Annotated in this window: 15 protein-coding genes; all 15 read left to right on the forward strand. The window is 31.5% G+C overall.

Annotated features, from left to right (window positions below):
• Positions 1-105 precede the first annotated feature (105 nt).
• The 15 genes from CLVI_RS02425 (at position 106) to CLVI_RS02495 (ending at position 19633) form a co-directional block, all read left to right on the forward strand.
• The gene (locus tag CLVI_RS02425; RefSeq protein WP_106058521.1) at positions 106-1632 is read left to right on the forward strand and encodes a YifB family Mg chelatase-like AAA ATPase; all 1527 of its coding nucleotides are present in this window, start codon (positions 106-108) and stop codon (positions 1630-1632) included.
• Between the two features lie 16 nt (positions 1633-1648).
• A complete protein-coding gene (dprA, locus tag CLVI_RS02430; RefSeq protein WP_106058538.1) occupies positions 1649-2701 on the forward strand; it encodes a DNA-processing protein DprA in 1053 nt (350 codons plus the stop codon).
• A gap of 48 nt (positions 2702-2749) precedes the next feature.
• Positions 2750-4846: a type I DNA topoisomerase gene (topA, locus tag CLVI_RS02435; RefSeq protein ID WP_106058522.1), complete on the forward strand. Its 2097-nt coding sequence runs from the start codon at positions 2750-2752 to the stop codon at positions 4844-4846.
• 214 nt (positions 4847-5060) lie between these two features.
• Positions 5061-5837, forward strand: a complete 777-nt coding sequence (gene codY / locus CLVI_RS02440) for a GTP-sensing pleiotropic transcriptional regulator CodY (protein ID WP_106058523.1) — start codon at positions 5061-5063, stop codon at positions 5835-5837.
• A gap of 273 nt (positions 5838-6110) precedes the next feature.
• Positions 6111-6836 carry a 30S ribosomal protein S2 gene (gene rpsB, locus CLVI_RS02445; protein ID WP_106058539.1) on the forward strand — a complete coding sequence of 242 codons (726 nt, stop codon included), beginning with the start codon at positions 6111-6113 and terminating at the stop codon, positions 6834-6836.
• 95 nt (positions 6837-6931) lie between these two features.
• Positions 6932-7843 carry a translation elongation factor Ts gene (tsf, locus tag CLVI_RS02450; RefSeq protein ID WP_106058524.1) on the forward strand — a complete coding sequence of 304 codons (912 nt, stop codon included), beginning with the start codon at positions 6932-6934 and terminating at the stop codon, positions 7841-7843.
• 70 nt (positions 7844-7913) lie between these two features.
• Positions 7914-8624 (forward strand): UMP kinase, encoded by a 711-nt coding sequence (gene pyrH / locus CLVI_RS02455; RefSeq protein WP_106058525.1) that lies wholly within the window; start codon positions 7914-7916, stop codon positions 8622-8624.
• A gap of 13 nt (positions 8625-8637) precedes the next feature.
• Positions 8638-9195, forward strand: a complete 558-nt coding sequence (gene frr, locus CLVI_RS02460; RefSeq protein WP_106058526.1) for a ribosome recycling factor — start codon at positions 8638-8640, stop codon at positions 9193-9195.
• 66 nt (positions 9196-9261) lie between these two features.
• Positions 9262-10035 (forward strand): isoprenyl transferase, encoded by a 774-nt coding sequence (locus CLVI_RS02465; protein ID WP_106058527.1) that lies wholly within the window; start codon positions 9262-9264, stop codon positions 10033-10035.
• Between the two features lie 10 nt (positions 10036-10045).
• Positions 10046-10840: a phosphatidate cytidylyltransferase gene (locus tag CLVI_RS02470; protein WP_106058540.1), complete on the forward strand. Its 795-nt coding sequence runs from the start codon at positions 10046-10048 to the stop codon at positions 10838-10840.
• A 117-nt stretch (positions 10841-10957) separates the two neighbouring features.
• Positions 10958-11914: an AI-2E family transporter gene (locus CLVI_RS02475; protein WP_242980522.1), complete on the forward strand. Its 957-nt coding sequence runs from the start codon at positions 10958-10960 to the stop codon at positions 11912-11914.
• A gap of 23 nt (positions 11915-11937) precedes the next feature.
• Positions 11938-13098: a 1-deoxy-D-xylulose-5-phosphate reductoisomerase gene (dxr, locus tag CLVI_RS02480; RefSeq protein WP_106058529.1), complete on the forward strand. Its 1161-nt coding sequence runs from the start codon at positions 11938-11940 to the stop codon at positions 13096-13098.
• 11 nt (positions 13099-13109) lie between these two features.
• Entirely contained in the window at positions 13110-14168 is a 1059-nt protein-coding gene (locus tag CLVI_RS02485) for a M50 family metallopeptidase (protein WP_106058530.1), read from the forward strand.
• Positions 14169-14180: 12 nt separating this feature from the next.
• Positions 14181-15230, forward strand: a complete 1050-nt coding sequence (ispG, locus tag CLVI_RS02490; protein WP_106058531.1) for a flavodoxin-dependent (E)-4-hydroxy-3-methylbut-2-enyl-diphosphate synthase — start codon at positions 14181-14183, stop codon at positions 15228-15230.
• A gap of 80 nt (positions 15231-15310) precedes the next feature.
• The gene (locus tag CLVI_RS02495; RefSeq protein ID WP_106058532.1) at positions 15311-19633 is read left to right on the forward strand and encodes a PolC-type DNA polymerase III; all 4323 of its coding nucleotides are present in this window, start codon (positions 15311-15313) and stop codon (positions 19631-19633) included.
• Positions 19634-19757: the final 124 nt, after the last annotated feature.

Genomic DNA, 19757 nt, shown 5'->3' on the forward strand with positions numbered 1-19757 from the left:
AAATCTAATATATTAAATTAATTCCCTAAAACCATAAAAATATTCTTCCATGATTAAGGTTTAATTATTAAAAGTGAGGGTAATAATCTAAAAGGGTGATAAAATATGGCAATAAAAATTTATAGTGCGACATATTCAGCAATGGAAGGCTTAATTGTTAACGTGGAAGTTGACATAACTAAAGGAATGCCTACTTTCACAATCGTAGGACTTCCTGATACTGCAGTTAAAGAATCAAAACAGAGAGTAAGATCAGCTATTATTAATAGTGGATTTGAATTTCCTATAGGAAGGATAACAATAAACTTAGCTCCTGCCGACATGAGGAAGATAGGATCTTTGTTGGATTTACCTATAGCACTTGGAATACTAATGGAAACTAAGCAGATGAGACAAAGAGATCTGACGGATTATATAGTTTTTGGTGAACTCTCCTTGTCAGGAGAAATAAAAGGTGTTAGAGGAACTCTTCCTATTATAATAGGTGGGTTAGAAAAATCCTTTAAAAAATATATATTTCCTTATGAAAATGTTAATGAATGTATATACAGCCATAATACATTACATTTTCCCTTTAATAAATTAAAGGAGGCAGTTTCATTTATTAATTTTGAAGATGTACTACCTTATGAAGAGGAAGATTTAAGGAAAGAAATAGATAATGAATTTTTAGACTTTTCTCAGATAGTAGGGCAAGAAAATTCGAAAAGAGCTATGGAAATAGCAGCAGCTGGAAACCACAATATTATACTTTATGGTAGCACTGGAGTTGGGAAGACTATGCTTGCAAAGGCTTTGCCATCTATTCTTCCGTCATTAACACCGGAGGAGGAATTAGAAGTTGCAAAAGTATATAGTATTTCAGGACTATTACAAGAACAAAATAGGGTAAAGCGTCCATTTAGAACACCTCATCATACTGCTACAAGATGTTCTATTGTAGGTGGGGGACGAGGTGTAAGGGCTGGAGAGGTGACTCTGGCACACAAAGGAGTTTTGTTTTTTGATGAGTTATTAGAGTTTAGTCGTGAAGTCCTGGAGGTTCTTCGTGAACCACTTGAAGATGGTTTCATACATATTAATAGATTATATAACAACTATAAGCTCCCATCAGACTTTTTATTTGTAGGATCTTTTAATTTGTGCCCTTGTGGAAAAAGTAGCTTGGATTCAATGGAAGATATAAGCTGTACTTGTACTGAAATGCAAAGGACTAGGTACCTTAATAGGTTATCTAAAGCCCTTAAAGATAGAATAGATATATACGCATATGTGCCAAGGGTGGAATATAAGGATATTAAAGATATTAAAAATGAATACAATTCCAACAAGATGAGGGAGAGAGTTACTAATGCTAGAGAATCTCAAAGAGTTAGATTAAATGGAAGTAAGTATTATTACAATTCACAGATAAAGGGAAGAGACATTTATGAGCTTTGTAGAATTAGTAGATCTGTTGAGAAAATATTAGAGCAATATTTTAATAGTAGTAAACCCTCTTTACGGGCTTATGGAAAAGTTATAAAACTAGGTAGAACTATAGCTGATATAGAAGGGTTTAAAGATATTACTGAAGGTAATATAATTGAAGCTATGGGATTTAGAAAAGATTATAATGGAGAAATCCTATGAAAGGTGTAGACGTTTTATGAAGTACAAAATATGGTTAGTACTATTAAATGTAAGCGACAATATAAAAATTAATTTTCTTGAAAAATTTAAAAGTGAGAAAAATATTTATGATAATTTTCATAATTTGGCAATAGAAGAAACTTCTATATTAAAAAAATTACAAGACTATAATAAGAAAGTAGAACTTGAAAAAGCAGAAGATATGCTAAGCTGGATGAATGATAATAAAGTGGGGCTTATTACTATACAAAATGAGGAGTATCCAGAGTCTTTAAAGAATATTCAATATCCTCCATATGGACTATTTTATAAAGGCAATATAGAACTTTTAAAAAATAAAATAGTAGCGATTGTTGGTTCAAGGACATGTACAACATATGGTATTCAGGTGACAAAGCTATTGACAAAAGAGCTGATAAATTATAATATCACAATCATAAGTGGAGGAGCTAAGGGGATAGATTCTGTTGCTCATAATACTGTTATTGAAGATGATAGGAGTACAATTGTGGTGTTAGGATGTGGAATAGATGTGGTTTATCCTATGCAAAATAAGTTACTTTTTAAACAAATAGAGAGAAATGGGCTTATATTGTCAGAATTTTTGCCGAAGACTGCTCCATTAAGTTTTAATTTTCCTAGAAGAAATAGAATTATAAGCGGATTGAGTGAACTTGTATTAGTTATTGAAGCTTCAGAAAAAAGTGGATCTCTAATTACTGCAAATTATGCTATGGAACAAAATAAAGATGTAATGGTTATTCCAGGATCCATATTTTCTAAGGGAAGCGTAGGATGTAATAGGCTAATACGCGACGGAGCACAAATGTTTTGCAGCATGGAAGATTTATATTTATTATTAAAATTAGATACCAATAGAAGTATAAAAATGTTATCTCCTATAAAGAAAAAGATACTAAATATAGTTTCAGATGGACCTACACATATTGACGATATTGTTAATAAGGCGTATGTTGGAAGGGAAGCGTTGTTTAATGTATTGTTTGAGATGCAAAATAAAAAAGAAATAATTAGCCTACCTGGCAATTATTATGCGAAGATTATTTGAAGTTATAAGGGGGTGAAGGCTCCATAAATTTATATGGAGTTTTTTAATATGGGACAAAATTTAGTTATAGTAGAATCGCCTGCAAAGGCGAAAACTATTCAAAAATATTTAGGTAAGAATTTTATTGTTGAGGCATCCATGGGGCATGTAAGAGATTTACCAAAGAGCAAGTTAGGCGTTGATATAGAAGATAATTTTAATCCGAAATACATAACTATAAGGGGAAAAGGCGAGCTTATTACTAAACTTAAAAAGCTAGCTAAAAAAGCAGATAAGGTTTATCTTGCAACGGATCCTGATCGCGAAGGCGAAGCAATATCATGGCATTTAGCATATATATTAAAGATAGATGAGGAATCAGAATGCAGAATTGTATTTAATGAAATAACAAAAACTGCAGTTAAAGGAGCTATTAAAGCAGCTAGGAAAATTAACCTTAATTTAGTAGATGCACAACAAGGTAGAAGAATATTAGATAGGTTAGTTGGATATGAAATTAGTCCTATACTTTGGAGAAATGTTAAGTGGGGTTTAAGTGCAGGAAGAGTTCAATCTGTAGCATTAAAACTTATTTGTGATAAGGAAACTGAAATAAAGGCCTTTATTCCTAAAGAATATTGGTCTGTTGATTGTGTCATGAAGAAAAAAAATAAAAGCTTTGCCATTAGGCTTAATTCAAAAAATGGTAAGAAGATAGAAATTCCAAATGAAATAAGCGCAGGCGAAATCGTTAATGAACTTAAAGATGGAGAATTTCAAATTAAAACAATTAAAAAAGGTAAGAAAAACAAAAATCCTTTACCACCTTTTATAACAAGTACACTTCAACAAGATGCAAGTAAAAAACTTAATTTTATGACAAGAAGAACAATGTCCATAGCACAAGGTCTTTATGAAGGTATAGATATTAAAGGATATGGAACAGTTGGCCTAATTACTTATATGAGAACAGATTCTGTTAGAATCGCAGATGAAGCTCAAGAAGGTGCAATGGCTTATATTGAAAAAACTTATGGAAAAGAATATTTACCGGAAACTCCAAGAGTATATAAATCAAAGAAAAATATTCAAGATGGACATGAAGCAATAAGACCGACTTATATTGAAATAAGTCCAGAGGTTGCAAAGGTTAGTTTAACACCAGAGCAATTTAAACTTTATTCATTAATATGGAAAAGGTTTATGGCAAGTCAAATGGCTACATGTATTTTGAATACTAATTCAATTGACATACTTAATGGAGAATATAAGTTCAAGGCAAGTGGATCTGTTGTAGAGTTTGATGGATTTATGAAGTTGTATGATTATATGATAGAGGAAGAAGAAACATCTGTGTTACTTCCAAACCTTGAAGAAGGAGAAGTTCTTGAGAGTAATTCTATAGATAAAGTGCAACATTTTACTCAACCACAAGCAAGGTTCACAGAAGCATCTTTCGTAAAATTAATGGAAGAAAAGGGAATAGGAAGACCAAGTACGTACGTTCCAACTATATCAACTTTACTAAGTAGGGATTATGTCCATAGAGAAAAGAAAAATTTGATTCCAACAGAACTCGGATTTATAGTAAATAATATAGTAAGTGAATTTTTCGAACAAATAGTAGATGTTGATTTTACTGCTGAGATGGAAAGAAAATTAGATAATGTTGAAGAAGGTAGTGATCAGTGGAGAAGGGTTGTAGAAGAGTTCTTCGCACCTTTAAAGATAGCTATTGATAAGGCCGAAAAAGAAGTTTGCAAGGTAGTTATTGAGGACAAGGTAAGTGATGTTCCTTGTGACAAATGTGGAAAAATGATGGTTATAAAAAGAGGGAGATATGGTAATTTCCTTGCTTGCCCAGGATATCCTGAGTGTAAGAATGCAAAACCGATAGTAGAGAAACTTGATGTTTTATGCCCTGAATGTGGCAAAAATATAGTTGTCAAAAAGAGTAAAAGAGGCAAAAAGTTTTTTGGCTGCTCTGGATATCCAGACTGTAAATTTGTTAGCTGGAATGAACCGGTTAAAGAAAAATGCCCGAAATGTGATGTTTTTATGGTAAAACGATATTCTAAAAAAAGTGGAAATTATGTAGAATGTTCCAATAAAGAATGTGATTATAAAAGAGAATTGCCAAAGGAAGATAATAAAAACGAACAATAGAGTAAAAAGCCCCCTAATCTATATGATTAGGGGGCTTTTAAATATAATGAATTAGGTAAGAAAGTATGCTAATCGTGAAATATTTTTTGTTGTAATAAGTCAAATGCTGTGTTAATATTGAATGTGTTGTTGAAATAATTTGAAAATTAAAACAATTCGAACAGGTTAAAAGGTAATTGAAAGTAAATTGCATACATTGCAAGGGGGATAATAAATGTCATCATTACTAAATAAAACAAGAATGTTAAATAAAATTTTACAAAAATCAGGTGCAGAACCGGTTGTATTTGAAGATATATGTAAACTTCTAAGTGATGTATTGGCGTGTAACGTTTATATGGCAAGTAGAAAAGGAAAAATATTAGGGCATACTTTTTCTGAAAATTTCAACTGTGAAATCATGAAGAAGAAAGTAGTAGATGATAGAAGATTCCCAGCAGATTATAATACTAGGTTGTTAAATACAACAGAAACTTCTGCAAATCTTAAAAATAAAGGAATGTGTGTTCTTGAAGGGGAAGAAAATTGCGAGTTTTCAGACAAGCTTTCAACTATTGTGCCAATAATGGGAAATAGAGAAAGACTTGGAACCTTATTATTAGCTAGATTTGGAAATCCATTTACTGATGATGATTTAGTTATTGTTGAGTATAGCGCAACAGTAGTTGGAATGGAGATGCTAAGAGCTAAACAAAATGAGATAGAGGATGAAGCTAGAAAAAAAGCAGTAGTTCAGTTAGCAATTGGAACTCTTTCTTACTCTGAACTCGAAGCTGTAGAACATATTTTTGATGAATTAAATGGTATGGAAGGATTACTTGTTGCCTCAAAGATTGCTGATAAAGTTGGTATAACAAGAAGTGTAATAGTAAATGCTTTAAGAAAATTTGAAAGTGCTGGAGTAATTGAATCAAGATCTCTTGGAATGAAGGGCACACATATAAAAATTCTTAATGAAAAGTTACTAGATGAGTTGAAAAAAATTAGGTAAAAAGTGTAGAATTAAACATAGATGTAAGCTAGATAGAAATTCGATTAGAGTTTTTATCTAGTTTTTTTTATTTAAATAACAAAAAATGTTCATATTTATGCGTAATATCAATATAAGTTGCAAAAATATATAAAAATATTGTTGATACGTAAAAAACCTTATGGTATACTAAGTTAGTAAATAAATACACACATTATCTAACAAGTCTAATTGGTGCCTTAGGGAGGTTAGACAAGAATGAAGATAGTGGAGGTAAAACCAGGAGGTAATAAAATGTCAGTAATATCAATGAAACAATTATTAGAAGCCGGTGTACATTTTGGACACCAAACAAGAAGATGGAACCCTAAGATGGCTCCATATATCTTTACAGAAAGAAACGGTATATATATTATCGATCTTCAAAAAACTGTAAAGAAAGCTGAAGAAGCTTACAACTTTATTAGACAAGTTGCAGCTGAAGGAAAAGATGTCTTATTTGTAGGAACTAAAAAACAAGCTCAAGAAGCTATTAAAGAAGAAGCATTAAGAGCAAATATGCACTTCGTTAATAATAGATGGTTGGGTGGAATGCTAACTAATTTCCATACTATAAAAGCTAGAATAAAGAGATTAGAAGCAATTGAAAAAATGGAAGAAGATGGTACATTTGAGGTTCTACCTAAGAAAGAAGTTATAAAACTTAAGGGAGAACTTGAAAAATTAGAGAGAAATCTTGGTGGTATCAGAAACATTGATGCTCAAAATATAGGAGCAATGTTTGTTGTAGATCCAAGAAAAGAAAAAAATGCTATTTTAGAAGCTAAGATTTTAGGAATTCCTGTAGTTGCTATAGTTGATACTAACTGTGATCCAGAAGAAATTGACTATGTAATCCCAGGTAATGATGATGCTATAAGAGCAGTTAAATTAATTACTTCAAAAATGGCTGATGGAATTATTGAAGCAAGACAAGCACAAGAAGAAGAAGAACAAGAGGAAGTAGTCGTTGCTGAATAGTTTTTTTAAAAATAAAAGGTAAGTGAGCAAATTGCTTCATTTACCTTTTGCCCTAGTTGGTAAGGGTTACTTTCAAAATTGAGGAGGAATTAAATATGATAACTGCTAAATCAGTTAAAGAGTTAAGAGAAAAAACCGGTGCAGGAATGATGAACTGCAAAAAAGCTTTAACAGAAACTAATGGAGACATAGAAAAGGCTGTAGAACTTTTAAGAGAAAAGGGATTAGCTGATGCTGCTAAGAAAGCAGGAAGAGTTGCAGCAGAAGGTCTTGTTAAGACATATATTACAGAAGACAATAAAACAGCAGGTATAGTTGAAGTAAATTGTGAAACAGATTTTGTTTCTGCTAATGAGCAATTCATAGCATTTACTGATAAAGTAGCAAAGATGTCCTCAGAAACAAGTGCTACAACAGTTGAAGAATTATTAAGTGAAAAGTATGAAGGCGAAAAGACAGTTCAAGAAGCTCTTACAGAATTGATTGCTACATTAGGCGAAAATATGACAGTAAGAAGATTCAAGAAATTCTCAATTGAAAAAGGTGCAATTAAAACTTACATCCATGGTGGTGGAAGAATTGGCGTTGTAGTCGAAGTTGCATGTGAAACTGAATCTGAAATACTTTTAGAAGTTGCTAAAGAACTTTGTATGCAAGTTGCAGCTGTAAACCCATTATTCTTAGACAAGAGTGGAGTAGATCAAGACGCTGTTGAAAAAGAAAAGGAAGTTTATAGAGCTCAAGCATTAAATGAAGGAAAGCCTGAAAAGATCGTTGATAAAATGGTTATAGGAAGAATTCAAAAGTACTACAAAGAAGTTTGTCTTTTAGAACAGTTATGGGTTAAAGATGGAGATAAAACAATTACTAAGTTTATTGAAGAAAAGTCAAAAGAAGTTGGTTCTCCAATAACAGTTAACAGTTTTATAAGATTTGAAAGAGGCGAAGGAATCGTAAAGGTTGAAGAAAACTTTGCTGAAGAAGTTGCTAGACAAATGGGTAAATAAAATCAAAGAGAACACTCAGTGTTCTCTTTTTTTAGGAAATGAATAAGTTATATTTAGTGGAGGTATGAAAATGGCTGAATGCAAATATAAAAGAGTCATGTTAAAACTATCTGGTGAAGCTCTTGCAGGCGAGAGTGGTTTTGGATTGGATTTTAACGTTGCAAAGAACATAGCTTTAGAGATTAAAGAAATCGTAGATATGGGCATAGAGGTTGGAGCTGTTGTTGGTGGCGGAAATATCTGGAGAGGTAGAACTGGCGAAGGTATGGATAGAACTACTGCGGACTACATGGGAATGCTAGCTACATGCATAAATGCATTAGCACTTCAGGATTCTTTAGAACAAGTAGGAGTGAAAACAAGGGTGCAAACTGCTATTGAAATGAAGGAAGTCGCTGAACCTTTTATTAGAAGAAGGGCTATGAGACACCTTGAAAAAGGTAGAGTTGTAATATTTGCAGCAGGAACAGGTAACCCATATTTTTCAACTGATACTACAGCTGCATTAAGAGCTGCTGAAATTGAAGCTGAAATTATACTTTTAGCTAAAAAAGTTGATGGAGTATATGATAAGGATCCACATAAGTACTCTGATGCAAAGAAATATGACAAACTAACATATTTAGAAATTCTAGATCAAGGGTTGCAAGTTATGGATTCTACGGCTACTTCGTTATGTATGGATAATAATATACCAATATTAGTATTTGGACTTGATGATCCTAAAAACATTAGAAGAGCAATTTTAGGCGAAAAGCTTGGAACTTTAGTATCTAAGTAGTAGGAGGGTTTTTATGATAAAAGATATAATTAAAAATTCTGAAGAAAAAATGAAAAAAACAATTGGTGTTTTAAAGTCAGATTTAAACACAATGAGAGCCGGAAGAGCTAATCCAACTATGCTTGATAGAATTCAAGTAGATTATTATGGAAGTCCATGTCCGATATCTCAACTTGCTAATGTGTCATCTCCAGAACCAAGGGTATTAATGATAACACCTTGGGAAAAGCCTTTATTAAAGGATATTGAAAGGGCTATATTAAAGTCTGATTTAGGCCTTAATCCCTCAAATGATGGTTCTGTAATAAGACTTATAATTCCTGAATTAACTGAAGAAACTAGGAAGAAATTAGTTAAAAATATTAAAAAAGCAGGTGAAGAATCTAAAGTTGCATTAAGATCTATTAGAAGAGATGCTAACGAAAAGATAAAGGCAATGAAAAAAGAAAATGATGTTTCAGAAGATGAAATTAAAGATTCTGAAGATGATATTCAAAAAGTTACTGATACTTATGTAAAGGAAGTTGAATCTATAATTATTTCTAAGGAAAAGGAAGTAATGTCTATATAGGGCTAGCATGAAAAACCTGCTCTTTAGCAGGTTTTTCTTAATTTTATAGTTAGGAGGTATTACTTTTTGCGAAATATTTTTAAGTTATTTAAGAAAAAAACATCGTTAGAAAACAATGATGTACAATTAGATATGGAAAATATCCCTAAACATATTGCTATAATAATGGATGGTAATGGCAGATGGGCCAAGGCTAAGAATCTTCCAAGAGCTTTAGGACATAAGGCTGGAGTGGAAACTATTCGAAGAATTATTAAAGAAGCTGATAGGCTAGGGGTTAAGTATATGACTTTGTATGCTTTTTCTACAGAAAACTGGAAAAGACCTAAAAATGAAGTTAATACTTTAATGAAGCTTTTAGTACAATATCTTAAAGAAGAGATTAGTGAACTCCATAAGAATGGTGTTGTTATAAATGTGTTAGGTGATTCATCGAGACTTCCTAATGATTGTATAGATGAAATACAAAAAGCTAAAGAAATAACAAAGAATAATACTGGTATAGTTATGAATGTTGCGTTAAATTATGGAGGAAGAGATGAAATAATTAGAGCAACCCGAGAAATTGCTGAAATGGTTGCTCTTGGTGAAATTAAACCTTCTGAGATAGATGATAAAATGTTTGAAAATCATTTATATACTAAAAATATGCCAGATCCAGATATTATAATTAGACCCTCTGGTGAACAAAGATTAAGTAATTTTCTATTATGGCAATGTGCTTATTCGGAATTTTGGTATTCAAATATAAATTGGCCAGATTTCACTGAGGAAGATTTAAGAAGAGCCATTTATGATTTCCAAAACAGAGATAGACGTTTTGGTGCAATTAAAGATTGAGGTGAACAATTTGAAATCTAATAACAGATATTTAGGTGCTTTGATGATTGCTCCTTTTATACTATTCCTCTTTATAGGAGGACTTCCTTTAGAAATTTTTGTATTTGTATTATCATTAGTGGGGATGTATGAATTCTATAATGCTTTAAGGAAAAAGGAATTTAATCCTATTGCTCCTATAGGATATTCATTATTATTAATATACTATCTATTTAATCATAATATGGAATATTTAATGAATTTTATAATAATAGCAACTTTTTTACTTTTAATTATACCTGTAATTAATTTGAAATATACTTTTATAGATGTAGCTATTACTTTATTTGGATTTTTATATGTAGGAATATTTTTTAGTTTTATATATTTAGTAAATATAAAAATGGATGGAATATTTTTAGTATGGTTAATTTTTATAGGCTCCTGGATGAGCGATACTGTAGCTTTTTATTCTGGAAAACTTTTCGGAAAGAGAAAGCTTTGTCCAAGGGTTAGTCCGAAAAAAACTGTTGAAGGATCTATTGGTGGTTTAATAGGTGCTACGTTTTTTTGTGGACTATTTGGTATGTTTGCAAGAAATCAAGGCGTAGATATATCAATATATCATTTTCTAATAATAGGTGCTCTTTGTGGAGGAATTAGCCAATTTGGAGACTTAGTTGCATCCTCTATAAAGCGATATGTTGGAATAAAGGATTATAGCAATTTAATACCTGGACATGGCGGAATTTTAGATAGATTTGATTCTATTTTGTTTTCTGCAATAGTGGTGTTTTACTATTTAACCTTTATACTTAATTTATAGGAATAATTCACGTTGATTTAGATATCAACGTGTTTTTTTATTTTAAAAAAAATATGTATACTTAAGACTATCCCCTATGCATATATTTTTAAGGTAACATTTTAAATAGGTGGAAAAGTGGAGTTTAGAAAAAAATATGAAAAACTTATAGATTTAGTTATTTTATTTATTGTAATAACGTCAATAACTCTAGCAATAAAATATTATTTTAAACCCTTCATTGCAATGATAATAATTTTTTGCGTATCAAAACCTCTATATAAGTTTATTATTAAATTTAATATTCCTGCAGGTATAGCAGGTGCTCTCAGTATATTTTTTGTAAATACAGTACTAATTATTATAATTATTTATCTAGGGAATTCTATATATTGGTTGATTGATAAATTATATTATGAAAATATAAATAGTATAGAAGAACTATTGCTGTATGCAGGACAATTTCTAGAAGGAAATATAAATTTTGTAGAAAAAGCTTTAGCAATTTTGGACAAGGATCTTATTAAATCAGGAGCGTCGGCTACAGGGGAAGGAATTATGTCCTATTTTATAGGAAATGTTTGTGCATATTTTATGCTTGTAGATAGAGATAAAATAGTAGGATTATTAAAAAAAATACTGCCAAAAGATATTATTAATAAGGTTACTTATCAAAGAGGAAATTTAAGAGAAATTGTGATAATACAAGTAGTACTAATAATTATATCTACTATAGAAATGATTATTGGTTTTATTATCTTAAAAGTTGAAAGACCTATATTTTTAGGCGTAATATGCGGTATTTTAGATATCTTACCCTACGTTGGAACTATAATTGTATTTATTCCAATTATAATATACAATATTATAGTAAAAGATTATTTAATAGCTTTTGGATTAATAGTATTATACATATTAGTACAGGTTATTCGCGAAATCTTAGAAGCTAAATTTTTAAGTAGTAAGCTTCAAATACATCCTCTTCTAATTTTCTTATCAATTTATATTGGAATAAAATTATTTGGGATATTGGGGCTTATGGTAGGACCATTATATGGAATATTAGCAAATGAAATTATTTACCATGAAGGGTAAATTACTATTAGGAGGAAAAACCAATGAAGAAACTTTCTATTTTAGGTGCAACGGGTTCAATAGGAATGCAAACCCTTGATGTACTAAGAAAATCACCAGGAGAATTTGAACTGTTAGGAGTTACAGCAAACTCTTCCGTTGAAAAAATGAAAGATATAATTACGGAATTTAACCCTAAATATTTAGCTATGATGAATACAGAAAGTGCAAAAGAAATTGAATGTTTTTGTAGGGAAAAGCAATTTAATATAAAAGTTTATTCTGGTATGGCCGGGTTGATAAAAATTGCTACCCTGGAAGAAATTAATATAGCTCTAATAGCTGTTGTTGGAATGATTGGACTCAAACCTACAATGGCTGCAATAGAAGCAAATAAGGACATTGCTTTAGCTAATAAAGAGACATTAGTAGTCGCTGGGGAAATTGTCATGAAGAGGGCTTGTGAAAAGGGTGTCAAAATACTGCCTGTAGATTCAGAGCACAGTGCGATATTTCAAGCTTTACAAGGAAATGATATTAAATCATTGAAAAAAATAATATTAACGGCCTCAGGAGGTCCATTTAGAGGAAAAAGCGCAAAAGAACTTGAAAATATTTCAGTTGATGAAGCTTTAAATCACCCTAACTGGAGTATGGGAAATAAAATAACAATAGATTCAGCTACCTTAATGAATAAAGGCCTAGAGGTAATTGAAGCACATTTTTTATTTAATTGTGATTATGATAATATTCAAGTTTTAGTACACCCTGAAAGTATAATACACTCAATGGTTGAATATAAAGACTCAAGTATTATTGCACAATTAGGATCTGCAGATATGAGATTACCAATACAATATGCTTTAAATTATACTTGCAGAAAAAATGAAATAGCAAAGTCTATAGATTTTTATGAAATATCACAACTGAATTTTGAGAAGCCTAATACAGATGTATTTAGATGTCTAAAATTAGCTTTTAAAGCTGGCACTCGAGGTGGGGTCATGCCTGCAATTATGAATGCTGCAAATGAAGTAGCTGTAGATCTCTTTTTAAATAAAAAAATTCAATTTTTAGAAATATCTCATATAATCGAAGATGCTATGGTAAACTTTGAAGAACATATGAATACAGAATTGACTATTGATAATGTAATTAATATAGATAATAAAGTTAGAGAATATGTTTTAAATAAAAATAGCTAGGAGGGAAAAGTTTGTATTATATTTTAGGTATACTTGCAATTGGAGTAATGATAATAATCCATGAACTAGGTCATTATATACTGGCTAAGATAAATGGAGTAAAGGTGTTGGAATTTGCTATAGGCTTTGGGCCTAAAATAATTTCACATCAAGGAAAGGAAACTTTGTTTTCCATAGGCTTATTACCTATAGGTGGATATGTAAATATGCTCGGGTCTATTGATTATGACAGTAAAGATGATGATAAAGACGATGATAAGCAGATAGAAGAAGAACCAGAGGATAGATATTTTAAAAATAAATCTCCACTTCAAAGATTTTCAATTATTATAGCAGGACCTCTTATGAATATCCTTTTATCTATAGTTTTATTTAGTGCATTTTATACTCATTTTGGCTTTGCAGATACAACATTAAGCCAGGTGCAGGAAGAAAGTGCTGCCCAGGAGATTGGACTTGCGGTTGGAGATAAAATAACAGGGATAAATGATGGCAAAGTCTTCACTGTGGATGATGTTAATATTGAAATTGGATTATCAAAGGGTGAAACTATGAATATCGAATTTGAGAGAGATGGAAATAAGGTTGAAAAATCCATTACTCCTAAGTACAACGAGGAACAGGAAAAATATATGTTAGGTGTTGTTTTTAGTGTTGTTGAGAATCCTAGTTTTGGAGCTGGATTTAAGCATAGTTTAAATGAAACAGCAACAATTGTAACTAATAACTATAAGGTTATAGCAAACCTTCTACAAGGAAAAGGAAATTTGAAAACTGATCTTGGTGGTCCTGTTGCGATACTTCAGATTTCGTCAAGTGCTGCAAAGGCAGGTATATGGAACCTCACATATTTAATTGCAGTTATGTCAGCTGGGCTTGGAATAGTTAATCTTTTACCTCTTCCAGTACTAGATGGAGGAAATTGCATATTAATTTTAATTGAATTAATAACAAGAAGAAAAGTTCCAGATAAAATAGTTGGAGTGTTAAACACTATAGGATTTATATTCTTATTTGGAGTAATGATATTAGTAACGGTTAAAGATATATTATTCCCAATGAACTTTTAGGAGTGAATAACAATGGATAGAAAAGAAACTATATTAGTTAAGGTTAAAAACGTCTTAATAGGTGGTAAGACCCCTGTAACTATACAATCTATGACGAATACAGATACGAGAGATTCGGAAGCAACTTTAATGCAAATAAGAACTCTTTATAACGCAGGTTGTGAAATAATTAGATGTGCAGTGCCCGATATGGAGGCTGCTGACGCCTTAAAAATAATAACAAGTCAGTCACCTATTCCAGTAGTTGCTGATATTCATTTTGATTACAAATTAGCATTAAAGGCTATAGAAAATGGAGTTGATGCACTGAGGATAAATCCTGGAAATATAGGGAGCAAAGAAAAAGTAAAAATGGTAGTTGAGGCGGCGTCGGAAAAGAAAATTCCCATTAGGATAGGTGTTAATTCAGGATCTCTAGAAAAAGATATTTTAGAAAGAGATGGTAAACCTACAGCAGAGGGGCTCGTGGAAAGTGCTTTAAGACATGTAAAAATTCTTGAAGAATTAGATTTTTATGATATAGTAATTTCCATAAAGTCTTCTAATGTAGCTATGATGATAGAGGCTTATAGGCTCATGAGTGTAAAGTGTAATTATCCACTTCATTTAGGAGTTACTGAGGCCGGAACAAAGTTTAAAGGAACTATAAAATCGAGTGTAGGAATAGGAACATTACTTGCAGAAGGAATTGGAGATACTATACGCGTATCTTTAACAAGTGATCCTATTGAAGAAATTAAGGTGGCTAAGGAAATTTTAAAGGCTGTTGGACTTAGAAAAGACGGATTAGAGTTCATTTCTTGTCCTACTTGTGGAAGAACTCAAATAAATTTAATAAAAATAGCTGAAGAGGTCGAGAGAAGGATCGAGGGGCTTAATAAAAACATAAAGATTGCTGTCATGGGATGTGTTGTAAATGGTCCTGGTGAAGCTCGAGAAGCTGATATTGGAATTGCTGGAGGTAAAGGTGAAGGCATAATTTTCAAAAAAGGTGTAATAATTAAAAAAGTTAAAGAAGAGGAATTAGTTTCAGAATTAATGAAGGAAATTGAAGCTTTATAAAAGGTGGCTAGTCCACCTTTTTTATTTTAAAATTAAAACTATTTATATAACAACTATTAAAGATATTAAGGAGGGATACTTTGAGTACAGATTTTATAAAAAAACTTAGAATGGAGCTTAAAAAAAATGAATCTTTAGAAGATAAAGAACTTAAGCTTATTCGATTTCAGTTTTTAAAAAAGAGTAATCTCCTTAAAATAATAGTAAGAGCACAGGAATCTTTAAATAAAGAAGAAGAAAGTTTTATAAAAAACACAGTTTTAAAAGAATTAGGATTAAATATAGATGTAGAGATATTATGCTATAAGGATGTTTGTAATCTTTCTACAGAGGAAATAGTAAATAAGTATTGGCTTGATATTACTCAAGAGATAGTTAAAAAAAATCCTCTTGCAAAGGAAGTGTTAAATTCAAAGCATAGGAGCATAGTAAATAATAAAGTAATAATAGGATATGGCTCAGAGGCTTTGGTTAATCATTTAAAGACTAAGAAGGTTGAAGAGAAGATATCAGAGAAGATAAAAGATATATTTAATACACAAATAAAAATTGAATTAAGTTTTGATGTTTCTCTAGAGGAAAGTAACTATGAAGAGGCAAAACTTAAAGAAAATAAAAAAATGCTTAAGAATGCTTTTGAAGGAAGATCGGTTTCTAAGGATGATACAGGATCAAGGGAAAAGAGTAAATCTAAGGAGCAACCTAAATATCAAAAGCAAAGTTATAAAAGAGAGCCTAAGGGCGAGAATACTATTTATGGTAGAAATATCAGCTTAGAAGCAACTGACATTAATAAAATAGATGAGACTTCAGGTTATGTTGCTGTTATAGGTGAAATATTTAAAACTGAAATTTTAGAAACAAGAACAGGGAAAATCATCTTAACCTTTTTTATTACTGATTATACAAGTTCAATTGCAGTAAAATGCTTTTTAAAGCTTAATGAAAAGGATGAGGTTTTGGACAACGTTAAAAAGGGACTCTATTGTAAGGTTAGAGGGGAAGCTGTTTTTGATAGTTATGCAAAAGAAGTTGTATTAATGGGTAGAGATATAGTTAAAATGAAAAAGATTGAAAGAATGGATGGCGCTCAAGAGAAAAGGATTGAACTACATTTACATACAACTATGAGTAGTATGGATGGTATGACCTCAGCAGGCAAACTAATTGAACAAGCTGCAAAGTGGGGACATGAGGCTATAGCGATTACAGATCATGGGGTAGTTCAGGCATTTCCAGAAGCTCAAACAACTGCAAAAAGAAATAATATTAAGATTTTATATGGGGTAGAGGCTTACTTAGTAGATAATGGAGTTCCTATGGTCCTAAATGAGAAAGGAAATACCTTAAAAGATACATATGTTATATTTGACTTAGAAACAACAGGTTTTTCTTCGAAAAATCATAAGATTATAGAAATTGGAGCAGTTAAAATTAGAAATGGTGAAGTTATAGAAAGATTTAGTGAGTTTGTTAATCCAAAGGTTAGAATACCCTATAAGATTACCGAATTAACTACCATTACAGATGATATGGTTCGCGATTCTGAAACAATAGAAATGATTTTACCTACCTTTATGGAATTTTGCAAAGATAGCGTTTTAGTTGCTCACAATGCTCCCTTTGATGTTGGGTTTATTAAAAAGAATTGCAAGGATGTGGGTTTAGACTTTGATTTCTCTATAATGGATACAATACCTCTTGCAAGATTTGCATATCCAGAACTTAAAAGGGTTAAATTAAATATTGTAGCAAAGCATTTAGGTGTGGAGCTTAATAGTCATCATAGAGCTATTGATGATGCTAAATGTGCTTGCGATATTCTTTTAAAGTGTTTTGAAAAGATCGAAGAGGAAATGGATATTCACGATTTAGATACTTTAAATAAAAAATATTTAAGTAATATTGATATAAAAAAACAACCAAGTTATCATACGATAATTTTTGCGAAGACACAAAAAGGTCTAAAGAATTTATATAAATTAATTTCTGAATCGCATCTAAATTATTTTAGTAAGTCTCCAAGAATTCCTAAAACAAAACTTGTAGAATTGAGGGAAGGGCTTATTATTGGGTCAGCATGTGAAGCAGGTCAACTATTTAGGGCTATTCTAGATGGAAGATCTGATGAAGAACTTAAGGGAATAATTGATTTTTATGATTATTTAGAAATACAACCTGTAGGAAATAATCAGTTTTTAATAGAAAAGGGATCAGTCAAGGATGTAGATGAGATTAGGGATATAAATATGAGAATATATAATTTAGGCAAAGCTTGTAATAAGGCTACTGTTGCTACTGGCGATGTTCATTTTTTGAATCCGGAAGATGCAGAGTTTAGAAAAATTATTATGGCGGGAAAGGGATTCTCAGATTCAGATAATCAACCTCCTCTTTACTTTAAGACAACTGATGAAATGCTTAGGGAATTTTCCTACCTTGGTGAGGAAAAAGCAAGAGAGGTTGTTATAAAAAATCCTAAAATTATATCAGATAGCTTTGAATTTATTAAGCCTATTCCTGATGAAACATATGTTCCGAAAATTGAAGGCGCAGAGGATGATATTAGAAATATGACTATGAATAAGGTCCATTCTATTTATGGAGATCCACTTCCAGAGGTTGTTCAAAAAAGATTAGATAAGGAATTAAATTCAATAATAAATAATGGATATGCTGTTCTTTATTTAATTGCACAAAAATTAGTGGCAAAGTCTCTTAGTGATGGTTATCTAGTAGGTTCGAGAGGATCTGTTGGTTCTTCATTCGTTGCAAATATGTCAGATATTACAGAAGTTAATGGATTGCCACCTCATTATGTTTGTCCTAATTGCAAAAATTCAGAGTTCTTTACTGATGGATCTGTAAGTTCAGGGGCAGATTTGCCAGACAAAAATTGTCCAAAGTGCGGAACTAAATATATAAGAGATGGACATGATATTCCCTTTGAAACTTTTTTGGGCTTTGAAGGCGATAAGGAGCCTGATATTGACCTTAATTTCTCTGGAGATAACCAAGGTGATATACATAGATACACTGAGGTTTTATTTGGAGAAGGTTATGTATTTAAAGCGGGAACAATAGGAACAATAGCAGAGAAAACTGCATATGGATATGTAAAAAAATATTTAGATTCTAGAAGTATGACAGTATCCGGCGCGGAAATAGAACGATTAACTCTAGGTTGTACTGGTATTAAAAGAACAACTGGTCAACATCCTGGTGGGATTATGGTTGTTCCCAGCGACAATGATATTCACAATTTTACTCCTGTTCAGCATCCGGCAGATGATAGTGAGTCAGATGTTAAGACAACACATTTTGATTATCATTCAATTTCTGGTAGACTGCTAAAGCTTGATATACTAGGTCATGATGATCCGACTGTACTTAGAATGCTTCAGGATTTAACTGGTCTTGATCCGACGACAATACCACTAAATGATGAGAAGGTAATATCTTTATTTACATCACCAAAAGCATTAGGAGTTACTAAAGAGGATATCCATTGTGAGGTAGGTTCCTATGGATTACCTGAGTTTGGAACAAAATTTGTTCGAGGCATGCTTGTAGATACTCAGCCAAAGAGTTTCGCTGATTTGGTTAGAATATCAGGACTTTCACATGGGACTGATGTTTGGCTTAATAATGCACAATATTATATAAAAGAAGGGCTTACAACGCTTAAGGATTGCATAGCAACTAGGGATGATATTATGGTTTATCTAATGCACAAGGAATTAGAACCAAAGCTTTCTTTTACAATAATGGAGAAAGTAAGAAAAGGTAAGGGGCTTACAGATGAAGATGAAAAAGAAATGAAAGCCCATAGTGTTCCTGACTGGTATATAGATTCATGCAAAAAGATAAAGTACATGTTTCCAAAAGGTCATGCTGTTGCTTATGTAATGATGGCAGTTAGAATTGCTTATTTTAAGGTATATTATCCCTTAGCATATTATGCAACATATTTTACTGTGCGAGCAGATGATTTTGATGCTGAACTAATATGTAAAGGAGAAGGGGCTATTTATCATAATCTTCAGGAACTATATGAAATAGGAAATGCTGCGTCTGTTAAGGAAAAAGGTTTAACAACAGCCTTAGAACTTTCCTTTGAGATGATCAAAAGAGGGTTTGAATTTTTAAAAGTCGATCTTTATGAATCTGATGCAACAAAGTTTAAGATTGAAGGAAATTCACTAAGACCTCCTATTAATGCACTTGTCGGTGTTGGTGACAATGCAGCTAAATCAATTATCAATGCAAGACAAGATGGGGAGTTTATATCAAAGGAAGATTTAAGGCGCAGGGCTAAAATCACAAAAACAGCTATAGAAACTATGACCCAACATGGATGCTTAGATGGGATGTCTGATACTAATCAACTGTCTTTATTCTAGTTAGAGTATAATTTTAGTAGGCAAAGGTAGCAAAAAAATAAAGGAGATGTAAAAACATCTCCCCAATACATAAATTATCCATTATAATTTTATTGCTAAGATAAAAAGAATGGAGTTGGATTTA

It is taken from the genome of Clostridium vincentii, assembly GCF_002995745.1.
GTDB lineage: Bacteria > Bacillota > Clostridia > Clostridiales > Clostridiaceae > Clostridium > Clostridium vincentii.